The sequence below is a fragment of the Actinomadura madurae genome (assembly GCF_047130825.1).
Classification (GTDB): Bacteria; Actinomycetota; Actinomycetes; order Streptosporangiales; family Streptosporangiaceae; genus Spirillospora; species Spirillospora madurae.
The window spans coordinates 3,461,339-3,488,154 of sequence record NZ_CP083237.1; the positions used below are offsets into that span (position 1 = coordinate 3,461,339).

At 74.1% G+C, this 26,816-nt stretch carries 24 protein-coding genes; 9 read left to right on the plus strand and 15 right to left on the minus strand.

Going from position 1 to position 26,816, the window contains the following annotated elements:
- The first annotated feature begins 3 nt into the window (after positions 1-3).
- Positions 4-1,431 carry an aldehyde dehydrogenase family protein gene (locus K8Z49_RS15615; RefSeq protein ID WP_021599276.1) on the plus strand — a complete coding sequence of 476 codons (1,428 nt, stop codon included), beginning with the start codon at positions 4-6 and terminating at the stop codon, positions 1,429-1,431.
- Here K8Z49_RS15615 and K8Z49_RS15620 read toward each other — a convergent pair.
- Both K8Z49_RS15620 and K8Z49_RS15625 read right to left on the minus strand, forming a co-directional pair.
- Entirely contained in the window at positions 1,428-2,477 is a 1,050-nt protein-coding gene (locus K8Z49_RS15620) for an alpha/beta hydrolase (RefSeq protein ID WP_412519380.1), read from the minus strand. The two genes, K8Z49_RS15615 and K8Z49_RS15620, sit on opposite strands and share 4 nt — an antisense overlap.
- A gap of 15 nt (positions 2,478-2,492) precedes the next feature.
- Positions 2,493-3,389, minus strand: a complete 897-nt coding sequence (locus tag K8Z49_RS15625; protein WP_412519382.1) for a hypothetical protein — start codon at positions 3,387-3,389, stop codon at positions 2,493-2,495.
- Between the two features lie 133 nt (positions 3,390-3,522).
- Between K8Z49_RS15625 and K8Z49_RS15630 the strand changes: the two genes are divergently transcribed.
- The 3 genes from K8Z49_RS15630 (at position 3,523) to K8Z49_RS15640 (ending at position 5,670) form a co-directional block, all read left to right on the plus strand.
- On the plus strand, positions 3,523-4,632 hold the full coding sequence (locus K8Z49_RS15630) for a sensor histidine kinase (RefSeq protein WP_021599279.1): 1,110 nt from the start codon (positions 3,523-3,525) through the stop codon (positions 4,630-4,632).
- Positions 4,629-5,282 (plus strand): response regulator, encoded by a 654-nt coding sequence (locus K8Z49_RS15635; protein WP_412519384.1) that lies wholly within the window; start codon positions 4,629-4,631, stop codon positions 5,280-5,282. The genes K8Z49_RS15630 and K8Z49_RS15635 overlap by 4 nt, the downstream gene beginning before the upstream one ends.
- A gap of 97 nt (positions 5,283-5,379) precedes the next feature.
- Positions 5,380-5,670, plus strand: a complete 291-nt coding sequence (locus K8Z49_RS15640; RefSeq protein ID WP_412519386.1) for a hypothetical protein — start codon at positions 5,380-5,382, stop codon at positions 5,668-5,670.
- An 82-nt stretch (positions 5,671-5,752) separates the two neighbouring features.
- Here the strand turns inward: K8Z49_RS15640 and K8Z49_RS15645 are convergent, their stop codons facing one another.
- Positions 5,753-7,225: a carboxyl transferase domain-containing protein gene (locus tag K8Z49_RS15645; RefSeq protein WP_412519388.1), complete on the minus strand. Its 1,473-nt coding sequence runs from the start codon at positions 7,223-7,225 to the stop codon at positions 5,753-5,755.
- A 100-nt stretch (positions 7,226-7,325) separates the two neighbouring features.
- Between K8Z49_RS15645 and K8Z49_RS15650 the strand changes: the two genes are divergently transcribed.
- Positions 7,326-8,747 (plus strand): amidase, encoded by a 1,422-nt coding sequence (locus K8Z49_RS15650; RefSeq protein ID WP_021599710.1) that lies wholly within the window; start codon positions 7,326-7,328, stop codon positions 8,745-8,747.
- Between the two features lie 6 nt (positions 8,748-8,753).
- On the opposite strand, the gene K8Z49_RS15655 is transcribed toward K8Z49_RS15650, so the two are convergent.
- Positions 8,754-10,118, minus strand: a complete 1,365-nt coding sequence (locus K8Z49_RS15655) for a sensor histidine kinase (protein ID WP_412519390.1) — start codon at positions 10,116-10,118, stop codon at positions 8,754-8,756.
- Between the two features lie 395 nt (positions 10,119-10,513).
- Here K8Z49_RS15655 and K8Z49_RS15660 point away from each other — a divergent pair, with 395 nt between their 5' ends.
- Positions 10,514-11,635, plus strand: a complete 1,122-nt coding sequence (locus K8Z49_RS15660) for a serine/threonine-protein kinase (protein ID WP_024935813.1) — start codon at positions 10,514-10,516, stop codon at positions 11,633-11,635.
- A gap of 17 nt (positions 11,636-11,652) precedes the next feature.
- Here K8Z49_RS15660 and K8Z49_RS15665 read toward each other — a convergent pair whose 3' ends face one another.
- Positions 11,653-12,771, minus strand: coding sequence for a PP2C family protein-serine/threonine phosphatase (locus tag K8Z49_RS15665; RefSeq protein WP_024935814.1), 1,119 nt, complete (start codon positions 12,769-12,771; stop codon positions 11,653-11,655).
- 141 nt (positions 12,772-12,912) lie between these two features.
- On the opposite strand from K8Z49_RS15665, the gene K8Z49_RS15670 reads away from it, so the two are divergent.
- Positions 12,913-13,137: a hypothetical protein gene (locus K8Z49_RS15670; RefSeq protein ID WP_021593057.1), complete on the plus strand. Its 225-nt coding sequence runs from the start codon at positions 12,913-12,915 to the stop codon at positions 13,135-13,137.
- A gap of 23 nt (positions 13,138-13,160) precedes the next feature.
- Here K8Z49_RS15670 and K8Z49_RS15675 read toward each other — a convergent pair whose 3' ends face one another.
- The 8 genes from K8Z49_RS15675 to K8Z49_RS15710 all read right to left on the minus strand — a co-directional run bounded on the left by K8Z49_RS15675 (position 13,161) and on the right by K8Z49_RS15710 (position 19,283).
- Positions 13,161-13,637, minus strand: a complete 477-nt coding sequence (locus K8Z49_RS15675) for a ribose-5-phosphate isomerase (RefSeq protein WP_111829642.1) — start codon at positions 13,635-13,637, stop codon at positions 13,161-13,163.
- Between the two features lie 43 nt (positions 13,638-13,680).
- The gene (locus tag K8Z49_RS15680; protein ID WP_412519393.1) at positions 13,681-14,760 is read right to left on the minus strand and encodes a hypothetical protein; all 1,080 of its coding nucleotides are present in this window, start codon (positions 14,758-14,760) and stop codon (positions 13,681-13,683) included.
- Positions 14,761-14,805: 45 nt separating this feature from the next.
- A complete protein-coding gene (locus K8Z49_RS15685) occupies positions 14,806-15,765 on the minus strand; it encodes an ATP-binding protein (RefSeq protein ID WP_075022622.1) in 960 nt (319 codons plus the stop codon).
- A 157-nt stretch (positions 15,766-15,922) separates the two neighbouring features.
- The gene (locus K8Z49_RS15690) at positions 15,923-16,702 is read right to left on the minus strand and encodes an energy-coupling factor ABC transporter ATP-binding protein (protein WP_075022621.1); all 780 of its coding nucleotides are present in this window, start codon (positions 16,700-16,702) and stop codon (positions 15,923-15,925) included.
- Entirely contained in the window at positions 16,699-17,463 is a 765-nt protein-coding gene (gene cbiQ / locus K8Z49_RS15695) for a cobalt ECF transporter T component CbiQ (RefSeq protein ID WP_412519396.1), read from the minus strand. Before cbiQ ends, K8Z49_RS15690 begins: the two co-directional genes overlap by 4 nt.
- Positions 17,463-17,819 carry a PDGLE domain-containing protein gene (locus K8Z49_RS15700; protein ID WP_021593063.1) on the minus strand — a complete coding sequence of 119 codons (357 nt, stop codon included), beginning with the start codon at positions 17,817-17,819 and terminating at the stop codon, positions 17,463-17,465. Before K8Z49_RS15700 ends, cbiQ begins: the two co-directional genes overlap by 1 nt.
- Before the next feature lie 13 nt (positions 17,820-17,832).
- A complete protein-coding gene (locus K8Z49_RS15705; RefSeq protein WP_021593064.1) occupies positions 17,833-18,552 on the minus strand; it encodes an energy-coupling factor ABC transporter permease in 720 nt (239 codons plus the stop codon).
- Between the two features lie 116 nt (positions 18,553-18,668).
- Positions 18,669-19,283, minus strand: a complete 615-nt coding sequence (locus K8Z49_RS15710) for a DsbA family protein (protein ID WP_024935816.1) — start codon at positions 19,281-19,283, stop codon at positions 18,669-18,671.
- Positions 19,284-19,451: 168 nt separating this feature from the next.
- On the opposite strand from K8Z49_RS15710, the gene pepN reads away from it, so the two are divergent.
- Together pepN and K8Z49_RS15720 are read left to right on the plus strand one after the other, a co-directional pair.
- Entirely contained in the window at positions 19,452-21,986 is a 2,535-nt protein-coding gene (pepN, locus tag K8Z49_RS15715) for an aminopeptidase N (RefSeq protein ID WP_412519399.1), read from the plus strand.
- Positions 21,987-22,075: 89 nt separating this feature from the next.
- A complete protein-coding gene (locus tag K8Z49_RS15720) occupies positions 22,076-23,071 on the plus strand; it encodes a hypothetical protein (RefSeq protein ID WP_021593067.1) in 996 nt (331 codons plus the stop codon).
- Here the strand turns inward: K8Z49_RS15720 and malQ are convergent.
- Entirely contained in the window at positions 23,052-25,160 is a 2,109-nt protein-coding gene (malQ, locus tag K8Z49_RS15725) for a 4-alpha-glucanotransferase (RefSeq protein ID WP_412519401.1), read from the minus strand. The genes K8Z49_RS15720 and malQ overlap by 20 nt on opposite strands.
- Positions 25,161-25,188: 28 nt before the next feature.
- Complete coding sequence (locus tag K8Z49_RS15730) at positions 25,189-26,613, minus strand: amidase (RefSeq protein WP_412519403.1); 1,425 nt, start codon at positions 26,611-26,613, stop codon at positions 25,189-25,191.
- Positions 26,614-26,816 lie beyond the last annotated feature (203 nt).

Genomic DNA, 26,816 nt, shown 5'->3' on the forward strand with positions numbered 1-26,816 from the left:
CGCATGAACGTGACCCCATTCTGGCTGGCCGGCCGGCCCGAGACCGGTGACGGTGAGCTGACCGTTACGCACCCCTACGACGGCCGCGTGGTCGGGACGGCGGCGGTGCCGACGCCCGCCCAGGTCGAGGAGGCGATCGCCGCCGCCGACGCGCTCCGCAGGGAGGCCGCGGCGCTGCCCCTGCACGTGCGCGCGGAGGCGCTCGCGCACGTGTCCGCGCGCCTCGCCGAGCGCGCCGAGGAGACCGCCCGGCTGATCACCGCGGAGAACGGCAAGCCGCTGCTGTGGGCGCGCGGCGAGGTGGCCCGCGCGGTCTCCACGTTCCGGTTCGCCGCCGAGGAGGCCCGCCGCTTCAGCGCCACCACGCAGCGGCTCGACACCGACCCGGCCGCGGAGGGCCGGATGGCCTACATCACCCGGGTGCCGAAGGGCCCGGTGCTCGGCATCTCCCCGTTCAACTTCCCGCTGAACCTCGCCGCCCACAAGATCGCCCCGGCGATCGCGGCGGGCGCCCCGATCGTGCTCAAGCCCGCGCCCGCCACGCCGCTGTCGGCGCTGCTGCTCGGCGAGCTGCTCGCCGAGACCGACCTGCCCGCCGGGATGTTCTCCATCCTGCCGGTCCCGAACGACCGCGCGCCCGCGCTCGTGGACGACCCGCGGCTGCCGATCGTGTCGTTCACCGGCTCGGTGCCCGTCGGCTGGGCGATCAACGACCAGGCGCCGCGCAAGCACGTCACCCTCGAACTCGGCGGGAACGGCGCGGCGGTCGTCCTGCCGGACGCCGACCTCGACTGGGCCGCCCAGCGGGTCGGGCTGTTCGCCAACTACCAGGCGGGGCAGAGCTGCATCGCCGTCCAGCGCGTCTACGTGGACCGGTCCGTGTACGAGGAGTTCGTGCCGAAGCTCGTCGACACGGTCGCCTCCCTCGTCACCGGCGACCCGTGGGACGACAAGACCCAGGTCGGCCCGCTCGTCAGCCAGGAGGCCGCCGAGCGCGTCGAGTCCTGGGTGGACGAGGCCGTCGCGGCGGGCGCGAAGGTGCTCACGGGCGGCACCCGCGAGGGCGCCGCGTACGCGCCCACCGTCCTCGCCGACGTCCCGCCGGACGCCAAGGTCTCCCGCGAGGAGGTCTTCGGGCCGGTCATGTTCGTCCAGCCCGTGGACGGCGTCGACGAGGCGTTCGCCCTCGTCAACGACTCCAAGTTCGGCCTCCAGGCGGGCGTGTTCACCCGCAGCCTCGACATCGCCTTCCGGGCGCACCGGGAGCTGGACGTCGGCGGCGTGGTGATCGGCGACGTCCCGTCCTACCGCGCCGACCAGATGCCGTACGGCGGCGTGAAGGACTCCGGCGTGGGCCGGGAGGGGCTGCGGTCGGCGATGGCCGACTACACCGAGGAGAAGGTCATGATCTTCACCGGGCTCCCCCTCTAGGAGCGGACGCGCGGCCCTGTGTACAGGCCGGTGCGCAGGGCCCCCGCCGCCTCCGAGACCGCCTCCTGGAACCGCCCGCCGAGGGACCATATGTTCGCGAACCCGTGGATGAGGTCCTCCTGGCGCCGGAGCGCGACCGGCACGCCGGCCTCCTCAAGCCGCCGCGCGAACGCCTCGCCCTCGTCCCGCAGCGGGTCGAACCCCGCGGTGACCAGATAGGTCGCCGGGAAGCCGCTCAGGTCCTCGGCGAGCAGCGGGGAGGCCGCCGGATCGGCACGCCGCTCCACGTCGGGGCAGTAGTGGTCGCTGAACCAGATCATGTCCCGGTCGGTCAGGTAGTAGCCCTCCGCGAACAGCTCCCGCGACCGCCGCCGCGCGGACAGGTCGGTGACCGGGTAGATCAGCAGCGCGAAGTCGGGCGTGCGGTCGGCCAGCATCCCCACGACCGCCGCGAGGTTCCCGCCGGCGCTGTCGCCGCCGACCGCGATCGCCCGCGGGTCGGCGCCCAGCTCCTCCGCGTTCGCCGCCGCGTACCCGTAGGCGGCGAGCGCGTCCTCGGTCGCCGCCGGGTAGGGGTGCTCGGGCGCGAGCCGGTAGTCCACCGACAGCACCCGCACCTCCGCGTGCACCGCCAGGTAGCGGCACAGCGTGTCGTGCGTGTCGAGGTCCCCGATGACCCAGCCGCCGCCGTGGTAGAAGACGAGCAGCGGCGACCCGTCCTTCAGCGCCTTCGGCGTGTAGAGCCGCGCCGGCACGCCGGCCGCGTCCAGCTCGCGCGTGGCGACCGGCCGCGCCGGCGCCTTCGGCAGGTACGCCGTCCCCCGGACGAGCCCGGCCCGGGCCTGTTCCACCGTGGGCGCGGTCAGGCTCGCGTCCTCCAGCTTCATCATCCGGAGGAGCAGCTGCGCGTCCAGGGAGAGCAGCTGCCCGTCCCGCCGCACCGGCGACCCGGCGAGCAGGCGCCGCACGGGCGCCGGCAGTCCGAACACGGCACGGAGAAGCCCGCCCGCCACCGAAGGCGGAACCATCTCGGTCAACTGCGCCACGCGATCCTCCAAGGCTCAGGGGGTTGCGGACACCGTACTCTCCGGCGTCCCGCCCCGATCGGCCCGCGCCGGTGCCGCCCGGGGACGCCGGGCACGCTCCGTCCGTCCCCAGCGGGTCTTCCCTCCCGGCTTGAAGACGGAGAGGACCACCGCCGTCCACAGCAGCGCCGCGTAGAGGAGCATGCAGAGGACGAGGACGAGGCCCGTGCCGCCGGGATCGGCGGCGGGGTCGGCCGTGCGGTGCTGGAGCTCCTCGATCCAGCCGCTCTGGACCGTCGCGATGACCGGTATGACCAGGGAGATCACGAACTTCAGCAGCACCCACCGGTGCTTGACCAGACCCCAGGGCGTGCCGAGCGACACCACGAGCCCGGTGACGACGGCCAGCACGACGCTCGGGATCACGATGGTCAGGTCGAAGACGTGCATCAGCTCGTAGGAGCCGTGGCGCACCGCGTGGTCGTCCGCGGTGGCGCCCGTGATCGCGAGGGTCGTCATCGCCAGGGCCAGGCCCAGCCAGCCGACGCTGACCCCGACGTGCAGGGTCAGCCACACCCGGCGCGCGAGGCGTTTCAGCTGGGGGAAGCGGGGGCGCATCCGCGCGACGATCACCGCGGAGAAGACCATCCCGGCCATCTCCTCCAGCCCTCCGGCGAAGAGGAAGAGGAACTGCACCGGAACGAACAGGAGATGGAAGGCGATCAACGTGCGGCGGGCCCCGGCGAGGGCCGCGCCGAGGACGACGGCGGTGGCCAGGAGGTGGCCGAACATCCCGGCCGTCTTGATGGTCGGGTAGGCGGTCTCGTCGTAGCTCCACAGCAGGGCGGCGGCCACGAGGGAGAAGGCGGCGAAGGCGAACTGCATACCGCGCCTGATCTCGTCGGGGCGGCCGGGCGTCTCCGTTCTCGGCATGCGGCCAGCGTCGCCGGGGCGCGGGCGGCGGCACATCGGCCGTTCCCCGCCTTCGCGCTCGGCGGACCGCCGGAGGCCGTCTACAACTTTCTATGGATGACCGCGCGACGCGGCCCGGGTTAGCGTGAGCCGCATGAGGCGCGGGACGGTGCTGGACGCGGTCCTCGCCGTCGCGGTGGCCGCGAGCACGGCGTCCGGCGACCTCGGCGGGGGACGGTCGATCGGCGACCACGACATCGCCGCGTTCGACTGGAGCCCGCCGCTGTGGTTCGCGGTCCCGCTCGGCCTGCTGGCCGGCGCCGCGCTCTGGTGGCGGCGGCACCGGACGCTGCTGGCGCTGGCCCTGGTCGCGTGGGTGACGCTGGCCGCGTTCGTCGCCGTCATCGTGGCCCTGTACACCTTCGCCGAACGGACGCGCTCGCGCGGCGCGACCGCCGCCGCCACGGTGGTCGCCGCGGCCCTCGTCGGCCTGCCGATCTGGCGGCTCGGCGGCCCGGACGCGGCCGCGCCGCTGACCGCCGCGATCTGCTTCGCCCCCGCGCTGCTCGGCCTCTACACCGGAACCCGCCGCGACCTGATCGCGGGCATGCGGGAGCGGGCCGAGCGCGCCGAGCGGGAGCAGCACGAGCGCGTCCTGCGCGCCCGCAGCGACGAACGCGCCCAGATCGCGCAGGACATGCACGACGTCGTCACGCACCGGGTGTCGCTGATGGTCCTGCACGCGACCGCGCTGGAGGCGTCCGAGGGACGGGACGCGCCGGCGATCGGCCGGCGGATCGGCACGATCGGGCGCGAGGCGCTCGAAGAGCTCCGGTCGCTCGTCCAGGTCCTGCGCGCCGGCGACGCCCCGCTGGCCCCGCAGCCGGGCCTCGCCGACCTGGCCGACCTGGTCGAGGAGTCCCGCCGCACCGGCATGCGGGTGACGCTGACCGTGGTGGACGAGGCCGGGTCCCCGCCTCCGGCGCTCGCCGGGCACGCGGTGTACCGGGTCGTGCAGGAGGCGCTGACGAACGTCCGCAAGCACGCCGGGGACGCCGAGAGCACGGTCGTCGTCCGGCACGCCCCGGAGGCGCTGCGCCTCTCGGTGACGAACGGCCGGGGCCGCGCGCCCGTCCCCGGGCTGCCGGGCGGTGGCCACGGGCTGCTCGGCATCGCCGAGCGCGTCCGGCTGCTCGGCGGCGACCTGACCGCCGGCCCGACCGGGGACGGCGGCTACCGCGTCAGCGCCGAGGTGCCGCTGTGATCCGCGTCCTGATCGTGGACGACGAGTGGATGGTCCGCGCGATGCTCCGCACGATCATGGAGACGGCGCCCGACATCACCGTCGTCGGCGAGGCGGCCGACGGCGGCGAGGCCGTCCGGGAGGCGGCGGCGCACCGCCCGGACGTGATCCTCATGGACATCCGGATGCCCCGCGCCGACGGTCTCACCGCGACCGAGCGCCTCGCCGGCGCGCACCGCGTCGTCGTCCTGACCACGTTCGACCTGGACGAGTACGTCCGCACCGCGCTGCGGCACGGCGCGGTCGGGTTCCTGCTGAAGGACGCGTCGGCGCCGGAGATGCTGGCGGCCGTCCGCAGCGCCGCCCGCGGCGACGCGATGCTCTCCCCGAAGGTGACCCGCCGCCTGCTCCGCGATTTCGCCGCCGAGGGCCGCTCCGACGCCGAGGCCCGGCTGCGCCCGCTGACCGCCAAGGAGCGCGAGGTCCTCGTCGCCGTCGGCCGCGGTCTCGCCAACACCGACATCGCCGCCGCCCTCCACATGAGCGAGGCGACGGTGAAGACGCACGTGAGCCGCATCCTGACGAAGCTGTCGCTCACCAACCGCGTCCAGGCCGCCATCCTCGCGCACCGCGCCGGGCTCCTCGACGACGCCAGGCGCGAATCCGGGTGACGGGCGTGTCGGTGGAAAGATCCCGGGCGTCGGTGTGCAGGGTGTGACAAACTGGCGCGGGGAGAGCGAAGGGACCAGAGGGACAGGAAAGCGAGACATGGCCGACAAGTCCGCAACAGGCGGCTCCTCCGGGAGCGTCCCGGAGCTTGTGAGCGGGGCCGCCACCCGGAGGTGCCAGATCCCCAAGGTCGCCACCTACATTCTCGCCGCCCTCGTCGGAGCCGCCGCGGCCGCGCTCATCGCCTCCTTCGCCCACCGCGGCCACCGCGGCCGGCGCCGCCGCCCGCGTCCCTGGCACCGCACGCTCCGGACCACCGCCGTCCCGCGGCCCGAGCCCGGGAACGGGCGGGTCGTGCCGCAGGACGCCGAAGCCCGGAGACTCTCCTAGCCCTCGTCAGGGCGCCGCATGAGACGCCCGACCTCGACCAGGGCGGCCGCGGCGTCGTAGGCCGCCCGCGTGGCGGTGTCGGTCATGGCGTCCGGCGGTAGCGGGCCCGGCGGGCGCCGGGTCCGGTGGGGGCCAGGCCGGACAGGCCCGCCTCGACCGCGGCGGCGGCGCGGCGGCAGAACGGCCCGGGCTCGTCCGCGGCGTCGGGGCGTTCGTCGACGAGCGCGTCGGCGAGGCCCTCGCGCAGCAGGTCCGCGGAGCGGACGCCGTGGGCGGCGGCCATCTCGGCCGCCCGGTCCGGAGTGCGGTGCACGATCAGCGAGGCGCCCTCCGGCGGCAGCGGCGACAGCCAGGCGTGCCGGGCCGCGAGGACGCGGTCGGCGGGCAGCAGGGCCAGGGCCGCGCCGCCCGTCCCCTCGCCGAGGAGCAGGCAGAGCGTGGGCGCGGGGAGCGTGATCAGGTCGGCGAGGCAGCGGGCGATCTCGCCCGCGAGGCCGCCCTCCTCCGCGTCCGCCGACAGGTCGGCGCCGGGCGTGTCGACCACGGTGACCAGGGGCAGCCGCAGCTCGGCGGCCAGCCGCATCCCGCGCCGCGCGGCGCGCAGGCCGGCGGGGCCGAGGGGGTGGCCCGCGCGCTGGCTGCGCCGGTCCTGACCCACCAGGACGCACGGCGCCGCGCCGAAGCGGGCCAGCGCGAGCAGCAGGCCCGGGTCCGCCTCGCCCTGCCCGGTGCCCGAGAGCGGGGTGACATCGGACGCCCCGTAACGCAGCAGTTCGCGGACGCCCGGCCGGTCGGACCTGCGGGAACGCTCGATCGAGTCCCACGCCGTCCCGCCGGGCGCGGCGGTCTCCGGCAGGGCGGCGGGAGCCGGAGGCGGGCGCTCGCACAGGACGTTCAGCGCGCGGGACGCCACCTCGGCGAGGTCGTCGACGCCCACCACGGCGTCCAGCAGCCCCTTGGCGGCGAGGTTCTCGGCGACCTGCACGCCCGGCGGGAACGGCTCCCCGCGCAGCCCCTCGTACACGCGCGGCCCCAGGAACCCGATCAGCGCGCCGGGCTCGGCGGCCGTCACGTGGCCGAGGGAGCCCCATGAGGCGAACACCCCGCCCGTCGTCGGGTGCCGCAGGTATGCCAGGTAGGGCAGGCCGGCGGCGCGGTGCGCCATGACGGCGGCCGTGATCCGCGCCATCTGGACGAACGCGGCCGTCCCCTCCTGCATCCGGGTGCCGCCCGAGCACGGCGCGGCGAGCAGCGGCAGGCGCTCGGCCGTGGCGCGCTCGACGGCCGCGACGATCCGGTCGGCGGTGGCGAGGCCGATCGACCCGGCGAGGAACCGGAACTCCGACACGACGAACGCGACGCGGCGGCCCCGCAGCAGGCCCTCCCCGGTGAGGACGGCCTCGTCGCACCCGCTGCGCTCGCGGGCGGCGGCGAGGTCCCGCCCGTAGGGCGACGAGGGGTCGGGCGGCCCCGCCGGCGGCGCGTCCCAGGACGTCCAGGCGCCGCCGTCCAGCACGCGGCGCAGCAGCTCGCGCGCCCCGGCACGTTCCGTCACGGGTCCCCTTCCGCCGGTCTCCCCTGCATGATGACCTCAGCGCGGGTCCCTCCGGCATCCGGGGTGGACACTGGGAGGGACCCGGCAGAAGGGAAGGCACGTGTCCGAGGAGATCTGCTTCGCGTCCGCCCGCGACCTGGCGCGCCGCATCCGCACCCGCGAGCTGTCTGCGCGCGAGGTCCTGCAGGCGCATCTCGACCAGATCGAGCGGACGAACCCGCGGGTCAACGCCGTCGTCACGCTGGTCGCGGAGCGGGCGGCCGAGCAGGCACGGGCCGCCGACGAGCGGCTCGCGGCCGGGGAGGAGCCCGGCCCGCTGCACGGCCTTCCGGTGGCGCACAAGGACACCCACGCCACCGCGGGCATCCGCACCACGTCCGGCTCGCCGATCTTCGCCGACCACGTCCCGGCCGAGGACGAGCTGGTCGTCGAGCGGATCCGGGCCGCCGGGGCCGTCACGCTCGGCAAGACCAACACCCCGGAGTTCGCCGCCGGATCGCACACGTTCAACCCCGTCTTCGGTCTCACCCGCAACCCCTACGACCCGTCGCGGTCGGCGGGCGGCAGCAGCGGCGGCGCCGCGGCGGCCCTCGCCTGCGGGATGCATCCGCTGGCGGACGGCGGCGACATGGGCGGCTCCCTGCGCAACCCCGCGTCCTTCTGCAACGTCGCCGGGCTCCGCCCGTCGCCGGGACGGGTGCCGTCGTGGCCGGTGGCGGCGGCCTGGTCGACGCTCGGCGTGCAGGGCCCGATGGCCCGGGAGGTCGCGGACGTGGCGCTGCTGCTGTCGGTGCTCGCCGGGCCCGACCCGCGCAGCCCGATCGCCCTGGAGACGCCCGGTTCGGCGTTCGCCGCCCCGCTCGACGGCGACCTCGCGGGACTCCGCGTCGCCTGGGCGCCCGACCTCGGCGGGACGATCCCCGTCGACCCCGCCGTCACCGGCGTCCTCGAACCCGCCGTCAAGGTTTTCCAGGAGCTGGGCTGCGCGGTCGAGGAGGCGGCGCCCGACCTGACCGGCGCCGACGAGGTGTTCCGCACCCTGCGGGCCTGGCACTGGGACATCACCCTGCGCCCCCTCCTCGACGAGCGCCGTGGAGAATTCAAAGAGTCCCTGGCCGCGAACATCGACGCCGGGCGCTCCCTCACCGGCGCCGACCTCGGGCGGGCCGAGACGCTGCACACGGCCCTGTTCCACCGGATGCGCGAGTTCTTCGGCCGGTACGACGCGCTGCTCCTGCCGGTCAGCCAGGTGCCGCCGTTCGACGCCGACCTCGAATACCCGGAGGAGGTCGCCGGGCAGCGGATGCACGACTACCTGGAATGGATGCGGTCGTGCTTCCTGATCTCGGCGACCGGCTGCCCGGCGCTGTCGGTGCCCGCCGGTTTCACCTCCGGCGGGCTGCCGGTCGGCCTGCAGATCGTCGGCCCCCACCGCGCCGACCTCGCCGTGCTGCGGATCGGGCACGCGTTCGAGCAGGCGACCCGGCACGCGGCACGCCGCCCGCCGGTGGCGGCGGGCTAGCGAGGATCACAGCTCGTCGCGGGGGATGCGCAGCACGAACCGCGCGCCCTGGTCGCTGTCGGCGGCGACGAGCGTGCCGCCGTGCGCGCGGGCGATGTCGCGGGAGATCGTCAGCCCGAGGCCGGTGCCGCCGGGATCGCGCTCGCGGCCCTCGTCGAGCCGCTGGAACCGCCGGAAGATCTGCTCGCGGAACTCCGGCGGGACGCCGGTGCCGTCGTCGCGGACCTCCAGCACGGCGTCCGGCCCGTCCGCCGCCACGCTCACCCGCACCCGCGACTTGGCGTGCCGCTCGGCGTTGTCGAGCAGGTTGGTCAGCAGCCTCACCATGTGGTGCGGGGTGACCCGCGCCTGGACGCCCTCGTCCGCCTCGACCTCGACCGGGACCCGGCGGGGCCGCCGGTCCACCTCCGCCCGGACCAGCTCGCCGAGATCCCTGGGCTCGCGCGGGACGTGCACGCCCGCGCCGAGCTTCGCCAGGATGAGCAGGTCGCCGACGATGCCCTGCAGCCGGTCGGCGTCCGCGAGGGCCGCCCGCGCGACCGCCGGCCAGTCCTCGTCCTCGGGATGTTGGAGGGCCACCTCCAGCTGGGCGCGGAGCCCGGTCAGCGGGCTGCGCAGCTCGTGCGAGACGTCCGCGACGAACGCGCGCTGCCGCCGCAGGACGTCCTCCAGCCTGTCCAGCGTCACGTTGACCGACGCGGCCAGCTCGGACACCTCGTCCACCGGTGCCGGGACGGTCACCCGCTCGTCGGTCTCGCCACCGGTGATCTCCGTGAGCTCGGCGCTCATCTCTCGCACCGGCCGCAGCGCCCGGCGCATCGACAGCGACACGATCCAGCCGACCGCCGTGGTGGCCACCACGACCGACATCGCGAGCAGGCCGATGAACAGGCTCTTGAAGCGGTGGAACTCCGTGATGGGGGCGGCGGTGTGGACGGTCCGCTGCCCCGTCCGGGTCCGCACCCGCTCGGTGACGACATAGACCTCGGCGTACCCCGGAAGCTCCGTCGTGCGATGGCCGGGCCTGCCCTGGACCGGCGGTGCGGGGACGTCGAGCGGGGGGCTCGTCCGCAGGGGCTCGCTGTGCGCCAGCACGATGCCGTTCTCGTCCACGACCTGCAGGAGGATGAAATCGGGATCATGCACGTGCAGCGTGCCGCGCGGGTCGTGGTCGCGCACCTGGGCGGTCAGGTCGGCGATGGCGAAGGTGCCGCGGTCGTGCAGGCCCTGGTAGACCGTGTTCCGGACGGTCTGGTAGAAGAGCACGACGCCGGCGATGAAGAGAAGGGCGACGATCAGGGTCGCGGCGGCGGTCACGCGGGTCCGTACCGACCAGCACGACGGCGACAGCAGGTCCCGGAGCCTCCGCACCCGGCGCTTCTCCCCCTTCCGGCTCGCACGCGGCGGCCGGCGCCGCGCGCCGCGTCCAGCGCCGGGGGGTGAGCGCAGAACTGGTTGTTACCTCCCCATTGCCCTGCGAAACATCGGACCGGCGCCCGCGCGGACGGCGCCTCCCACCCCTGGGGAGCCGTCCACGCGGACACCGCCTTCGGTGCCGCCAGCCGGCCGCCACCCGCGCGCCGAGGAGGATCCGACGGGACCGGCCGTGCTGCCGAACTGACCTCCACTCTGCACCCGTCCGGTGCACGCGGTGCTACATCGGCGTGACAATCACGTTTCCGCACTTCCTCCGCGAACTCGCCATAATCTGCCCGCGAACGGGGATGGACGGACGGGAGAGACGGAAGGGGGGCCGGGAACACCGCATGAACGCAGACATCCGGCCGCTCGAACCCGCCGATCCGCGCCAGGTGGCCGGGCACAGGCTGCTCGGCCGGCTCGGCTCCGGCGGGATGGGCACGGTCTACCTCGGCGCCGATCCCGAGTCCGGCGGCCGGGTCGCGGTGAAGACGATCCACCCGCACCTGGCCGGCGACCCGTCCTACCGCAGGCGCTTCAAGGACGAGGCGTACCTCGCGAGCCGGGTCGCCTCCTTCTGCACCGCGCGGGTCATCGCGCACGGGGAGGAGAACGGCCGCCCCTACCTCGTCACCGACTACGTCGGCGGCATCTCCCTGCACGACCGGCTCGCCGGCGACGGGCCGCTGCCGCCCGCCGACCTGCACGGCGTCGCCGTCGGCGTCGCGTCGGCGCTCGCCGCCATCCACGCGGCCGGGCTCGTGCACCGCGACCTCAAGCCCGCCAACGTGATGCTCACCCTGTCGGGCTGCCGCGTGATCGACTTCGGCATCGCGCGCAGCCAGGACTCCCCCGGGCCGCCCGCCGCGAGCGGCCAGCTCCTCGGCACCCCCGGCTGGATGGCGCCGGAGGTGCTGGTCGGCGGGCCCGCGACCCCGGCGGCCGACGTCTTCGCCTGGGGCTGCCTCATCGCCCACGCCGGGACGGGACGCATGCCGATCGGCGGGGACCCCGCGACGCTGCGCACCGCCGCCGGCGACCCGGACCTGTCGGGGCTGCCGGAGGCGCTCGTCCCGGCCGTCCGGTGGGCGCTGGCGACGGACCCGGCGGACCGCCCGACCGCGTCCGACCTGCTGCTCGCCCTGGTCGGGCAGCCGCGGTCCGGCGGACGGCCCGCGCGGCCCGCGCCCGACGCCGCCCCGCCGCCGGTCCGGGCGCGCGTCGCGCCGCCGCCCGACGCGCCGTACCGGCCAGAACCGGCGCGCCACGAGGAGACCGACACCAGGGCGTTCACGCCGCCCGACGCCGCCGGGCCGCCGTCCACGCGCACCCGGCTCCTGGCGGGGGTCGGGGCCGCCGCCGGCACCGTCCTCATCGGGGCGATCATCGCCGGCCGCACGCAGGGCCGGGGCCACCATCCGCCGTCGCCTCCGGCGTCCGTGGCCAGGGGCAGGCACAGGCGCGGCTGACGCGGGGCCGGCCGCGGTCAGGTGCGCCAGATGAGGACGAGCGCGCAGTCGTCGTCGCGGGTCGCGGCCATCGTCTCCACCAGTTTCCGCGCGCCGCTGCCGAAGCCCTGCGGGACGAGCCGCTCCGCCTCGCCGAGCAGCCGGTCGATCCCGGCGTCGAGATCGCTGCCCGGGGACTCCACCAGCCCGTCGGTGTACAGCAGCAGCGCGTCGCCCGGCCGCAGCTGCCCCCGTTCGGGGACGCAGTTCAGGTCGGGGACCACACCGAGCACCACGCCCTTGGCGGAGCTGACCCGCCAGGCGCCGCTGCCCGAGTCGAACTGGACGGCCGGCGGGTGGCCCGCCGACTCGACCGTGTACTCCCCCGACTTCAGGTCGACCACGACGTGGACGGCGGTGACGAACCCCTCGTCCCACCGCTGGCGTTGCAGGTAACCGTTACAAGAGGGGAGAAAACGGTCGGGCTGGACCGATCCAAGAAGCCCACCGAACGCCCCCGACAGCATCAGCGCCCGGGTCCCGGCGTCGGTGCCCTTGCCGGACACGTCGACCAGCGCGACCTCCAGCGTGTCGCCGTCGGACGCCGACACCACGAAGTCGCCGCCGAACGACGACCCGCCCGCCTGCAGCATCACGACCTGGGTGTTCCAGCCGTCCGGCAGCTCGGGCATCTCGCCGTGCCGCCGCAGCCGGTCGCGCAGCTCCAGCAGCATCGAGTCGCCGCGCAGGCCCTGCACCCCGAGCTGCTGGCGCGTCCGCGCCAGGGTGAGCGCGAGCACCGCGGTGATGGTGAGGGTGGCGATCATGCCGGGCCCGATCGAGGCGACCTCTTCCCAGGCGTTGTAGGCCGTCACCGCGACCACGACGCCGAGCAGGCCGACCAGGCTCCGCACCTTCAGCAGCAGCCCGCCGACCAGCACGATCAGCACCAAGGCGCCGGACGGCGCCAGCCCGCGCGACTCGCTGGAGGTGGCCAGCCCGATCGCGATCGCGAGGACCGCCAGCGCCGCGAAGACGTACCGCTCCCTGGTCAGCTTCCCGCGCCGGAGCCACCGGTACAGCATGACGAGGAAGGGGATCCTGCGCAGCACGGCGCGGACTCTCGGCGGGAGCAGCTGCACCAGTCGTTGAAGCATGACTCCGGCACTGTATCGAGCATTGCCCCCGCCCGGTCAGTATCCGGCCGCACCGGTCACTGTTCGCGACGGTCCCGCTACACGATATCGGGGTAGGGGTGACTCCGGGGTCGATGTTCTCCCCGGGAGAGGAGGGGCGGCATGGTCCAGCCGGGCATGAGGATCACGGTGGACGCGGCGATGAGGGCCCGCGACATCTCGCGCCCGCGGCCCGACGGCGAGGCGCCGCCCGCCGGTCCGGCGCCGGGCGCGCGTCCGGGACCCGGCGGTTCCGGCGAGCCCGCGAAGCGGACCAAGGCCGCCAAGAACGAGCGGCGCCGCCTCGGCAAGCGCGGCCCCCACAAACCCCCGGAGAACGGGCTGTAGCGCCCGGCGCCCGGCGGTGCCGGTCAGCCCTCGCGCGGCAGCGGGGGCAGCTGACCGGTCTCCTCGTACTCGCTCAGCATCCTGATCCGGCGCGTGTGGCGCGGCTCCTTGGAGTAGGCCGTCTCGATGAACAGCTCCAGGAACCGGGCCGCGGTGTCCAGATCGTGCTGGCGCGCCCCCAGCGCGATGACGTTCGCGTCGTTGTGCCCGCGGGCGAGCGTCGCGGTGTCCTCGCTCCAGACCAGGGCGGCGCGGACGCCCCGGACCTTGTTCGCCGCGATCGCCTCGCCGTTCCCGGACCCGCCGATCACGACGCCGAGCGTGCCCGGCTCCGCCACCGTCCGCTCGGCCGCCCGCAGGACGAAGGGCGGGTAGTCGTCGGCGGCGTCGTACTCGAACGCGCCGCAGTCGACGGCCTCATGCCCGTGCTCCTTCAGCCAGGAGACCAGGTGCTCCTTCAGCTCGAAGCCGGCATGGTCGGATCCAAGAAACACGCGCATGGGCCCGATTCTCGCAGGCCCGGGAAGCGTGCGCGCGCGGGGGTCAGGTGTCGTCGTCGCGCCTGCGGTCGATCACCGTCCGGTCGGCGAGGTCGAGGTCGTCGTCCCCGTCCTCCTCGCCGTCGTCCTTGCCGTCGTCGGCCGGTTCGTCCTTCGGGTCGTCCTTCGGCGTGTCGTCTCCGGCGTCCTCGGGAGCGTCCTCACCGGGGCCCTTGGGGGCCTCGCCCGGCGCGTCCCGCGGGGCCTCCTCCGGCTCCGCGGGCGAGGCGGGAGGCGGCGCCTGCTCCTGGGGAGGCGCCGACGGCTGCTGCGGGACGGGAGGCGCGCCGAACTGCCCTCCCGGTTGGCCCGGCTGGCCCGGCTGGCCCGGCTGCTGCGGGACGGGACCGGCACCCCAGCCGGCCTGCGGCGGCTGCCCCTGCGGCGGGACGTACGGGACGGCCGACGGGTGCGGTTGGTGCGGTTGGTGCGGCATCTGCTGCGGCATCTGCTGCGGGGGCGCCTGCTGGGGGTAGGGCTGCTGCATGGGCATGCCCGGCTGCGCCGCGTACGGCTGCGGCGGGCCGTACGGCTGCTGGGCGCCCGGAGGCCGCGGCCCGGCCTCGCGCGGGCGGCCGAGGAAGAGGCCGCCCAGCGCGCCGAGACCGGAGAGCCAGCCGAACGCCAGCCCGAAGGCCGCGCCCTGACCGATCGACGAGAAGATCACCATGCTGAGCGAATCGTCGGGGAAGTCCAGCGCCCAGTACGACAGCGGCCCGGACACCAGGCCGGACGCGCCGGCCGCGACGACCGCGGCCCACCAGCCGATGATCACGGCGCCGAACGGGCCGCGCTCGGGGTCGGTGAGCCGGATGCCGCCCGCCACCAGCACCGCCAGCACGGCGAAGAGGACCAGCAGGCTGAAGTCGTCCGACACCACGGAGCGCCAGTCCGCCCCGGTGCGCGGCGTGAACCGCCAGGCGAGCGCGAACAGCCAGGAGACCAGCGGTCCGATGCCGTCGCCGAACTCGAAGCCGCTCTCCGCGATCGCGTCGGTCACCCACTGGTTGCCGACGAGGAGGGAGAGGACGGCAAGGGGAACCAACGCGCCGCCCGTCATCGCGAGCATCCGCCGCATCGTCATGGCGGGCAGAGTAGTCCCCATCCGTCTCCGCCGGTAGGCCCCGGACTACCCGGAGTAGGCGGCGTCCGCCGCGGAGGGGAAGCGGAAGTCCGGGTCGACCTGCGCTTCGAGGTCCTCCCCCGCGGCCCGGCTCGCCCAGCTTCGCGCGTTCTTGACGTGGAACTCGACGGCCTGCCGCTGGAACCTGTCCCAGTCCTTGACGCACGCGTCGACCTCGGCGCGCATGCGGTCGAGGGCGGCGGCGTTGCCGTCCTCCAGCTCGACGCCGTGCCGCCCCTGCTCCAGCGCCCGCACGGCGGCGGACTGGCCGAGCCAGGTCAGCAGGTCGTCGCCGACGTGCTCGCGCAGGTAGGCGACGTCGTCCTCGGACTGCACCTTGTTGCCGACGACGCGGATGGAGACGTCGTAGTCGCGGGCGTACTCGGTGTACTGGCGGTACACGCCGACGCCCTTGCGGGTGGGCTCGGCGACCAGGAACATCAGGTCGAACCGGGTGAACAGCCCGGAGGCGAACGTGTCCGCGCCCGCGGTCATGTCGACGACGACGTACTCTCCGGGGCCGTCGACGAGGTGGTTGAGGTAGAGCTCGACCGCGCCGGTCTTGGAGTGGTAGCAGGCCACGCCGAGGTCGTCGTCGTTGAACGGGCCGGTGGCGAGCAGCGTGACGCCGTCGACCTCCTGCCCCGCCTCGTGGACGGGGTCCTCGCCGCGGAACCGCAGCAGCCGCGAGCCGGTGCCGGGCGGGGTGGTCTTGACCATCGCGGACGCGCCGGAGATCCGGGGGTTGGTGCCGCGCAGATGGTCCTTGATCTCGGTGAGCCGGTCGCCCAGGGCGGGGATCTTGGCGGCGCGCGCCTCGTCCAGGCCGAGCGCGACGCCGAGATGCTGGTTGATGTCGGCGTCGATGGCCACCACCGGCAGCCCGCGCCCGGCGAGGTGCCGGACGAACAGCGACGACAGGGTGGTCTTGCCGCTGCCGCCCTTGCCGACGAACGCAACCTTCACGAATGCCCCCAAAGTGGAGATATGAAAACCGTTACCAGTGTCAGTACCCCCGAGTCTCGCGGAGCGCGGACGGCGAGGCAAGCGGAACGCCCGGACACGCGGCCCGGAACGGTGGCGGCTCCGGAACGGCGGCGGCTCAGGAAACGGCGGCCCACCTTCAGTGGGGGGACGACCCCCCACACCCCCCGGCAAGTGCCGCTGCTGGGTCGAAGCCGAACGGGAGCTCCAGGCGGTGCTCGGCGAGCATGGCCGAGTCCGTCAGCAGGTCGCGGGTGGGACGGTCGGCCGCGATGACGCCGCCGGAGAGGATCACCGACCGCGGGCACAGCTCGGCGGCGTACGGGAGGTCGTGGGTGACCATCAGGACGGTCACGTCCAGGGACAGCAGGATCTCGGCCAGCTCGCGGCGGCTGGCCGGGTCAAGGTTGGACGACGGCTCGTCCAGCACGAGGATCTCGGGCTCCATCGCCAGGACGGTCGCGACGGCGACGCGGCGGCGCTGCCCGAAGCTGAGGTGCTGCGGCGGCCGGTCGGCGACGTCCAGCATGCCGACCCGGCCGAGCGCGTCCCGCACCCGGCGGTCCAGCTCGGCGCCGCGCAGGCCGAGGTTGGCGGGCCCGAACGCCACGTCCTCGCGCACGGTCGGCATGAACAGCTGGTCGTCGGGATCCTGGAAGACGATCCCGACGCGGCGCCGGATCTCCCGCAGCGCCTTCTTGTCCTTCGGGTCCACCGGAAGGCCGCCGACCCTCACCCCGCCCAGCCCGCCGTGCAGGATGCCGTTCAGATGCAGGACGAGCGTGGTCTTCCCGGCGCCGTTCGGCCCGAGCAGCGCGACCCGCTCGCCGCGCCCGATCGTCAGGTCGACGCCGTAGAGGGCCTGCGTGCCGTCGGGGTAGGCGTACGCGAGGCCCCGGACCTCCAGCGAGGGAGTCATGGGGCCATCCAAGCAGCCAGGACGACGAGGGCGGCGGCCGAGGGAAGGACGGCCGCCGCCGCCCACTGCGCGGCCGTGGCGGCGACGTCGTGCGTGACGGGCATGCGGCCGTCGTAGCCGCGGCTCATCATGGCCAGGTGGACGCGCTCGCCCCGCTCGTAGGAGCGCAGGAACAGCGCCCCCACCGACTTCGCGAGCACGCCCGTCGCCCGGAGGTCGCGCGCCTCGAAGCCGCGCGACGCCCGCGCCACTTTCATCCGTCCGAGCTCGGCCGTGACGACGTCGCCGTAGCGCAGCATGAACGTGGCGATCTGCGTGATGAGCTGCGGCATCCGCAGCCGCTCGATGCCGAGGAGCAGGAGCCGCGGCTCGGTGGTCGCGGCCAGCAGGATCGACGCGACGACGCCGAGGGTGCCCTTCGCGAGGATGTTCCAGGCGCCCCACAGCCCGCTCTCGCTCAGCCGCAGCCCCAGCACGGTGATCTTCTCGCCGTTCGCGACGAACGGCATGAGGAACGCGAACGCGACGAACGGCACCTCGATCACGATGCGGCGGGCGACCGTCCCGAACGGGATCCGGGAGGCCGCCGCCACGGCCGCGAGGAGCAGCGCGTACACGCCGAACGCCCACACGCGCTCGCGCGGCGTGGCGACGACCAGCAGCACGAAGGCGAGCACCGCGACCAGCTTGCACTGCGGCGGAAGCCGGTGCACCGGAGAGGCGCCCGGCACGTAGAGCCGGTGCGCGTGGCCCGCGCCCATCAGCCCTTCTGGGACGTCTCGGACGGCACCTGCTCGTCCCGGTCCGGCACCGCCTCCGCGTCCCCGGGACCCCGGCGCCGGACGGCCCAGAACAGGCCGCCGCCGGCCAGCAGGACGGCGCCGACGCCCACGACGCCGGACAGCCCGCCGGACAGCCGCGCGTTGTCGACGCCCTTGACCCCGTAGTCGCCGAGCGGGGAGTCCTTGAACGTGTGGTCCTTCTCCTTGGCGCTGATGCCCTTGTCCTCGGCGACCTTCTCCAGGCCGTCCGGGTCGGCGCTGGCGTAGTAGCTGACGATCCCGGCCAGGACGAGCGAGACGAGCAGGAAACCGGCGAAGAAGCGCTTGGTGGTCATCGCGACCCTCCTCTCAGGCCCGGGACGGCTTGGGCTCGGCGGCCGGGCGCCCGGCGGTCCGCAGCTCCAGGGGCTTCATCAGCCCGCGGGCGCCGTGGACGAGGTCGGGCCGGACGGCGAGCACGCTGGACACGGTCACGGCGGTGATCAGCGCCTCGCCGATCCCGATGAGCACATGGACGCCGATCATCGCGGTGGCGACCTTGCCGAGGGAGACGTCCGCCGTCCCGCCGGCCGCGTAGATCAGCGTGAAGGCGACGGCGGCGGCGGGCACCGAGACGACCGCGGCGGCGAACGACGCGACCGACACGGACGTGCGCGTCTTGGGCAGCACCCACAGCAGGACCCGGAACAGCCCGTACCCGACGGCGACCGTGACGAGCGCCATCGTCGTGATGTTGACGCCCAGCGCGGTCAGGCCCCCGTCCGCGAACAGGAGGGCCTGCATCAGCAGGACGACCGACACGCACAAGATGCCCGTGTAGGGCCCGACGAGGATCGCGGCGAGCGTCCCGCCGAGCAGGTGGCCGCTCGTCCCGGACGCGACCGGGAAGTTGAGCATCTGCGCCGCGAACACGAACGCCGCGGTCAGCCCGGCGAGGGGCGCGGTCCGGTCGTCCAGCTCCCGTCGCGCCCCGCGCAGAGCCACCCCGACGCCGGCCACCGCGACCGCGCCGGCCGCGACCGACACCGGCGCGTCGATGAATCCGTCCGGTACGTGCACGTCCCTCACCGTCCTACCTCTTCGTGACTGCAGGACCAGTTTGGGGCGTACTGCTAGTAGTTGCAACTAAGTCGCAACTACCTGACCGGTGCGATACCTGTTCCCTGCCTGTCCCCTGACTCCGCTCAGTCGAAGATGGGGTCCCGCGTGCGCGTGCGCTTCAGCTCGAAGAACCCGTCGGTGGAAGCGACGGCCAGCACGCCGTCGAACAGCTTGACGGCGGCCTCGCCGCGCGGGATCGGGGTGACGACCGGGCCGAAGAAGGCGTGCCCCTCGACCTCGATGACCGGGGTGCCGACCTCCTGGCCGACGCGGTCGATGCCGTCCTTGTGGGAGGCGCGCAGGGCCTCGTCGTAGTCGGTGGAGTCGGCGGCGTCCGCGAGCGCCGGGTCGAGACCGGCCGCCGTCAGGGCCGCCGCGATCAGGTCGCCGTCGAACTTCCGCTTCTCGTTGTGACGCCGGGTGCCGAGCTCGGTGTAGAGCCGTCCGAGCACCTCCGGGCCGTACTTCTGCTCGGCGGCGATGCACACGCGGACCGGGCCCCACGCATCGGCCAGCATCTTCCGGTAGGAGTCCGGGATGTCCTTGTCCTCGTTGAGGACGGCCAGGCTCATCACGTGCCAGCGAACCTCGATCGGACGCTGCTTCTCCACTTCCAGGATCCAGCGGGAGGTGATCCACGCCCAGGGGCACAGGGGGTCGAACCAGAAGTCCACAGGGGTGGGGGCGTTCTCGGCCAATGTCGCCTCCTACAGCGAACGGGGTACCTCATCAGGCGACAACCGGGGCGCCCCCCTTCCGATTCCCGGTCGCCGGCACCATGCCGGGCACCGTGGCGGAGCGACCGGATCGGCGTCCGGTTGGTAGACATGGGGGCGGCAAGCGATTGAACCGACCAAGGAGTTCATGTGGCAGGCAACCTCACGCGCGACGAGGCGCGGGAACGGGCCCGGCTGCTCAGCGTCGAGTCGTACACGGTCGACCTGGACCTCACCACGAGTGCGGAGCGGTTCGGGTCCACGACCGTGGTCCGGTTCGGGAGTGCCGAGCCCGGCGCGTCCACGTTCATTGATCTGCACGGCGCCGTCGTGCGGGAGGTGACGCTGAACGGCAAGGCCCTGGACCCGGCGTCCTACGACGCCGAGAAGGGCCGGATCCCGCTGCCGGAACTGGCCGCGGACAACGAGCTCCGGGTCGTGGCCGACTGCGAGTACTCGCGGTCGGGCGAGGGCCTGCACCGGTTCGTCGATCCCGTGGACGAGAGCGTCTACCTGTACTCGCAGTTCGAGACGGCCGACGCGCACCGCATGTACACGTGCTTCGACCAGCCCGACCTGAAGGCCACCTTCGAGCTGGCGGTGAAGGCGCCGGAGGACTGGGAGGTGATCACGAACGAGGCTCCGGAGACCGCCGAGGGCGGGCGGTGGCACTTCCTGCCGACGCCGCAGGTCTCCACCTACATCACCGCGCTCGTCGCCGGGCCGTACCACGTCGTCCGGGACGAGTACCGCCGCGAGGACGGCACCGTGATCCCACTCGGCGTGTACTGCCGGGCGTCGCTGGCCGAGCACCTCGACGCCCCCGCGATCGTGGACGTGACGCGCCAGGGGTTCGCCTACTTCGAGAAGGTGTTCGGCCGTCCGTACCCCTTCGGCAAGTACGACCAGCTGTTCGTCCCCGAGTTCAACGCGGGGGCGATGGAGAACGCGGGCTGCGTGACGTTCCTGGAGGACTACGTATTCCGGTCCCGGGTCACCGACGCGGCCTACGAGCGGCGCGCCGAGACGATCCTGCACGAGATGGCGCACATGTGGTTCGGCGACCTGGTCACCATGCGCTGGTGGGACGACCTGTGGCTGAACGAGTCGTTCGCCACCTACATGAGCGTCCTGTGCATGGCCGAGGCCACCAAGTGGAAGGGCGCGTGGACGACGTTCGCGAACCTGGAGAAGGCGTGGGCGTACCGGCAGGACCAGCTGCCGTCCACCCACCCGATCTCGGCGGACATTCCCGACATCCGCGCCGTGGAGGTGAACTTCGACGGGATCACCTACGCCAAGGGCGCGTCCGTCCTGAAGCAGCTCGTGGCCTATGTCGGCCTCGACAACTTCCTGGAGGGCGTCCGGCGCTACTTCGACCGGCACGCGTGGGGCAACACCGTCCTCACCGACCTGCTGGGCGCGCTGGAGGAGACGTCCGGCCGCGACCTGGCGTCGTGGTCGAAGGAGTGGCTGGAGACCGCCGGCGTCAACACGATGCGTCCCGAGTACGAGGTGGACGCCGACGGCGACTTCACGTCCTTCGCCGTTCTGCAGGAGGCGAAGGCCGACTACCCGACGGTGCGTTCGCACCGGCTCGCGATCGGGCTCTATGACAAGACTGCCGAGGGCATCGTCCGGCGCGAGCGGGTCGAACTCGACGTCGTCGGCGCCCGCACGGAGGTGCCGCAGCTCGTCGGCGAGAAGCGTCCCGACCTCGTGCTCGTCAACGACGACGACCTCACGTACGCGAAGATCAGGCTGGACGAGCACTCACTGCGGACGCTCGTCGAGCACATCGGCGACGTGAAGGAGAGCCTGCCGCGCGCCCTGTGCTGGTCGGCGGCGTGGGACATGACCCGCGACGCCGAGATGGCGACCCGCGACTACGTCCGGCTCGTCGCGAAGGGCATCCGCGGCGTCACCGACATCTCGGTCACGCAGACGCTGCTGCGGCAGGCGCGCACGGCCGTCCAGCAGTACGCGGACCCGGCCTGGCGCACCGAGGGCCTGGCCCTGCTCGCCGACACCCTCTGGGACCTCGCCCGCGAGGCCGAGCCCGGCTCCGACCTCCAGCTCGCCTACACGCAGGCGTTCACCGCGTCCGCCGGCACGGACGAGCACCTGGCGTTCGTCCGGGACCTGCTGGACGGCTCGCAGGTCCTCGACGGCCTCACGGTCGACACCGACCTGCGCTGGGCGCTGCTGCGCCGCCTCGTCGTCACCGGCAAGGCGGGCGAGGCCGAGATCGACGCCGAGCTCGAGCGGGACAGGACCGCCGCCGGGGAGCGGCACGCCGCCGCCTGCAAGGCCGCGGTCCCGACCGCCGAGGCGAAGGCCGCAGCGTGGGAGCGGATCGTGGCCGGCGACCTGCCGAACGCCGTCTACCGGGCGACGCTCGGCGGCTTCGTCGAGCCCGACCAGGCCGACCTGCTGGTCCCCTACGTGGACCGGTACTTCGCCGAGGTCGGCCGGGTGTGGAAGGAGTGGACCAGCGACATGTCCCAGACGTTCGCCGAGGTCGCCTACCCCTTCCTGGTGATCGAGCAGTCGACGATCGACCGCACGGAGTCCTACATCGCCGACGAGCGGCCGCCCGCGGCGCTCACCCGGCTGCTGTCGGAGGGGCGCGACGGCGTGGCCCGCGCCCTGCGCGCCCGCGCGAAGGACGCCGCGTCCGCCTGACCCGGTGTTCGGCCGACCCCTGTTCCCGTCCCCCGTGACCGTGCGAAAGTTGCAAGGTCACGGGGGACGACGGGTCACGGGGAGGCGGCGTGGAGACGGCTGAGGACGTTCTGGCGGCTCTGGCGCGGCGCTACGCGTTCGGCGATCTGGAGGCGCTGATCACGCAGGGCACCCTGGCCGCGGACGGCCGCTCCACCGCCGTCGCGGCGCTCTGCGCGTTCGGGCAGCGCGTCCTCGACCTGGACGCCGAGGACTTCGGCATGCCCGAGGAGGCCGGCGAGGTGCCGCCGGACCTGCTCGACCGGGCCCGCGCGAGCCGCATGCCGCAGGCGCCGCGGGAGCGGCCGCGCGGCGCACTCGCCAGCCTCCGTCCCGCCTACCGCCTCCTGCTGGAGGTCATCGCGATCCGCTGGCGGCGCCGCGACATGGCCGCGCTCGTCGCCGCCGTCCACATCGCCAGCGAGTACCTGCCGATGCTGGCGTGGGAGCCGGTGCTCGGCCACGCGGGCGACCCGGCGCTGATCGGCGCGGCGGTGAGCGGGGAGGGCAGCCGCTTCGGCGTCCCGATCGAGCCCGGGACGCCGCGCATGTGCGACCACACCCGGCCGGAGCGCTCCGCCTGCGAGCGCACCCTGCGGGTCGCCAGGGAGCCGGGGCCCGGCTGGCGCGCGTATCTCGACCGGCAGCACAGCCAGGTCTCCTCCGCCCTCGGCGACTGCGCCGCCCGGTGCCGCACGCCCTGCACGGTCGTGACGCGCCTGGACGACCTCGTCCGCGCCGACCTCACCGGCCGCTGCAAGCTCGCCGCCGACTTCGCCGACAGCCCGCTGGTGAAGCTGCGGCACGCCGCGCCGGTCGGCCACGGCTTCGGCGTCCCGTCCCCGGAGGAGGTCCAGGCGGCGTGGAGCCGCGCCCGCACGTCCCTGTCCCGCCACCCCCTGGGCAAGACGGTGCTGGCAGGCGACGACGACTCCTACCCGCTGCCGGGGCTGCCCGCGCTGTTCTCGGCGATCGCCGCGGCCGAGCTGCACCCCGACACGCTGCTCCACGACGTCACCAAGCGCATCATGTCGACGCTGTCCTGAAGAGCCGCAGCGCCCTTCCCGTCCGGAGGTCGTCGAGGAGGACGGGCTCGCCGTCCCGATCGGCCAGGGGGACCCGCCAGTTGGGGTACTCGTCGGTGGTGCCGGGCTGGTTCTGGGTCCGCCGTTCGCCGACGGCGTCGGCCAGGGAGATGCCGACGAGGCGGGCCGGGGTGCGGGTCAGGAAGTCGTGCAGGGCCGTGACGATCTCCTCGTCGTAGGCGGCGGAGCCGTCCGCCAGGGCCCGCATGACGTCGGCGGGCGCGCTGCGGAGCAGGTCCTGCGCGTGGAGGACGGCCAGCCAGTCGTCGAGCCGGCGGCGGTGGTCGTCCTCCTCCTCGGCCCGGGAACGGGTGAGCAGGCCGAGGCGATCGCGGAGCGCGATGTGGTCGCCGTGCGCGAAGCCGGTGATCGGCGGCATGTCGTGGGTTCCGACGGTCGCCAGGGACAGCTCGCGCCACCGGCCGGGCGGCTTGGGGCGTCCGCCGGCGTCGCGCTCGAACCAGAGCAGGGACGTGCCGAGGACGCCGCGGTCCGCGAGCTCCTCCCGCAGCTCGGGTTCGACGGTGCCGAGGTCCTCCCCGACGACGACGGCGCCGAAGCGCTCGGCCTCCCACGCCAGGCAGCCGAGCAGGGCCTCGCGGTCGTAGCGGACGTAGGTCCCCTCGGCCGGCGACGCGCCCTCGGGCACCCACCACAGCCGCGACACCTGCATGGCGTGGTCGAGGCGTATCCCGCCGGCGTGCCGGAGCGCCGCCGCCGCCATCTCGCGGAACGGCCGGTACGCGCTGTCGGCCAGCGCCCCGGGCCGCCACGGCTGCTGGCCCCAGTCCTGGCCGCGCTGGTTGAACTCGTCCGGGGGCGCGCCGACGCTGATCCCGGGCGCGCACAGGCTGCCGTACATCCAGGTGTCGGCGCTGCCGTGCGGAACCCCGACCGCCAGGTCGTGGACGATCCCGACCGCCATCCCGGCGTCCCGGGCGGCCCGCTGCGCGTCCGCGAGCTGCCCGTCCAGCCGCCACTGGAGCCATTCGTGGAAGGCGGCGCGGCGGTCGTACTCGCGGGCCTCCAGGACACCGCGGTCGCGGGCGTTGTGCAGGCGGGACGGCCAGCGCCGCCAGTCCGTGGCGCCCTGCTCCTCGCTGATGGCGCACCACGTCGAGAAGTCGCCGAGGGCTCCCTGTTCACGCCGGCGGAACTCCTCGAACCCCGGGTCGCCCGCCTGCCGGACGCGGTACATCGCCTCGAAGGCCTCCAGCTTGGCCGCCCACACCGCGTCCCGGTCCAGCAGGCCCTCCTGGGCGCGCAGCTTGGCCGCGACGGCCCCGAACCGCTCCCGGTCCTCGGCGGGCAGCCGCGCGTACTCCGGCATGTCCTCGATCCGCAGGTAGATCGGCGAGGGGAAGCGGCGGCTCATCGGCGAGTACGGGGACGGCCCGACCGGCGGGACGGGTTCCGTCGCGTGCAGCGGGTTGACCAGCACGAAACCCGCGCCGAGCTCCCGGCCGCTCCACGTCGCGAGGTCGACCAGGTCGCGCAGGTCGCCGAGCCCCCACGACGCGCTGGACCGGACCGAGTACAGCTGCGCCGTGAACCCCCACGCCCGGGGAGGGGGCCGCACCGAGTCCGGGGCGACCAGCAGCGTCGTGTACAGCCACGTCGACCCGCGCCGGACGCGCAGGTGGTGCCAGCCCGGCGGGACGTCCCCGCTTCCGGGCAGCGGCTCGAACGGCCGCTCGGCCGAAGAGCCGCCGGCGTGCGGCGGCGCGAGCACCTCGTCCGCGCCGGTCCTGATCTCGGCCTCGGCGTCCTCGCCCGGCTCCAGATGCCGCCGGAGCGCCGCGCGGATCCGGCCGGCCGTCTCCCCCGCCGCCCGGTGGACGAGGAGGTTCGGCGGCAGCCCGCGCGACCGCTCCCGGTGCCGGTCCAGCTCCGCCCGGACGGCGGCGGGTGTGGAGGCGTCCACCCCGAGCGCCGCGAGGACGGCGACGAGCGTGTCCGGCGCGACCGCCGTGTCGCGCCCGCGCCAGTCCTCGTACCGGGTCGCGACCCCGTGCCTGCCGGCCAGCCTGATCAGTTCGTCGTCGCCCACGCCTGCACCATGCCCGGTGCGGGCGGGCTCACGCCGTCCAGATCGCGGGCTTGCGGTCGGTCCACGGGCGGGCCTCCTCCAGCTGGGCGGACAGCGAGATCAGCGTGCCCTCCCCGCCGAGCCGCCCGGCGAGCATGATCCCGATGGGCAGGCCCTGCTCGTTCCAGTGCAGCGGGACGTTCACCGCCGGCTGCCCCGAGATGTTGTACATCGCGCAGAACGGCGTGAAGTGCGTCTGGCGCCGGAAGTTCTCCGCGGGCTCCAGGTCGTGGAAGTACCCGATCGGGACGGGCGGCATGGCCAGCGTCGGATGCAGGATCGCGTCGAACTCGTCCATCACCGGGAACGCGGCGCGCAGCGCGCCCTGCAGCGCGGCGTGCGCCTGGAACAGCTTCGGCGCCGGCGTCTTGTCGCCGTACGCGCGCAGGTGGCGGGTCAGCGGCTGGAGCAGGTGCTCGCTCTCCTCCGGGACGGGCGTCATCGTCGCCATCACGCCCCACAGCGTCGCGAAGTGGGGCACGAGGTCCGAGCCGAGCACCTGCGGCAGGTCGACGATCTCGTGGCCCAGCTCCTCCAGGAGCGCGGACGCGTCCTCGTAGGCGGCGACGCAGTCCGGGTGCACCTCGACGTCCGGCACCGGCGGCCGGAGGCTCCGCGCGATGCGCAGCCGGCCGGGCGGCCGGTCGGCGTGGGACAGGAACGGCGCGTCCGGCGCCGGCGCCCGGAACAGGTCGCCGGGCATGTGGCCCGACATCACGTCCAGCATGAGGGCGGCGTCGCGGACGGTCCGGGTGATCGGCCCGTTCGTGGACAGCCCGAACAGGTCCGGGATGACCGGCCCCTGCGAGATCCGGCCGCGGGTCGGCTTGATCCCGAAGAGCCCGCAGGCGCTGCTGGGGATCCGGATCGAGCCGCCGCCGTCGCTGCCCTGCGCGACCGGCGCCAGCCCGGACGCGACCGCCGCCGCGGCGCCGCCGCTGGAGCCGCCCGCCGACCGGGAGGTGTCCCACGGCGTCCGGGCCGGGGGCGACACGTCCCCCTCGGTGTAGCAGGGCAGCCCGAACTCCGGCGTCGTGGTCTTGCCGAGCAGGACCGTCCCCGCGTCCGCCAGCTTGGCCACCACGTTGTCGTCCGCGAAGCCGGTCAGGTCGGCGTAGACGGCCGAGCCGAACGTGATCCGGACGCCGTTCACCATGTTGAGGTCCTTGATCGGGACCGGGACGCCGTGCAGCGGCGGCAGGTCCGCGGGGTCCGCGGCGTCCGTCACCGCCTTCTCAGCGCGGCGCGCCTCCTCGCGGGCGCGTTCGGCGGTGACCGTCACGTAGGCGCCGACCTGCTCGTTGAGCCGTTCGATGCGGGCCAGATAGTGGTCGGCGAGCTCGACCGGAGATACTTCCCTCGTGCGTACGGCGGTCGCCATCCGGGTGGCGCTGAGGTCATGGGTTTGTGTCACAAACCGGAACGCTAGACGCCGTGTGCGCGGGCATCAAAGAGGGCAGACAGGACAACATCGGTGAAGGGAGATGAATACCGGTCTACCCGTCCGTGCCGTAAGTGAATCACCGTCCCGGGGCGACAAAACTATGAACCCCCCATGACTAGGCGACGACCCGATCGATGATTACTCTGCGCACGGAGGATCATGCCCCCGATGGG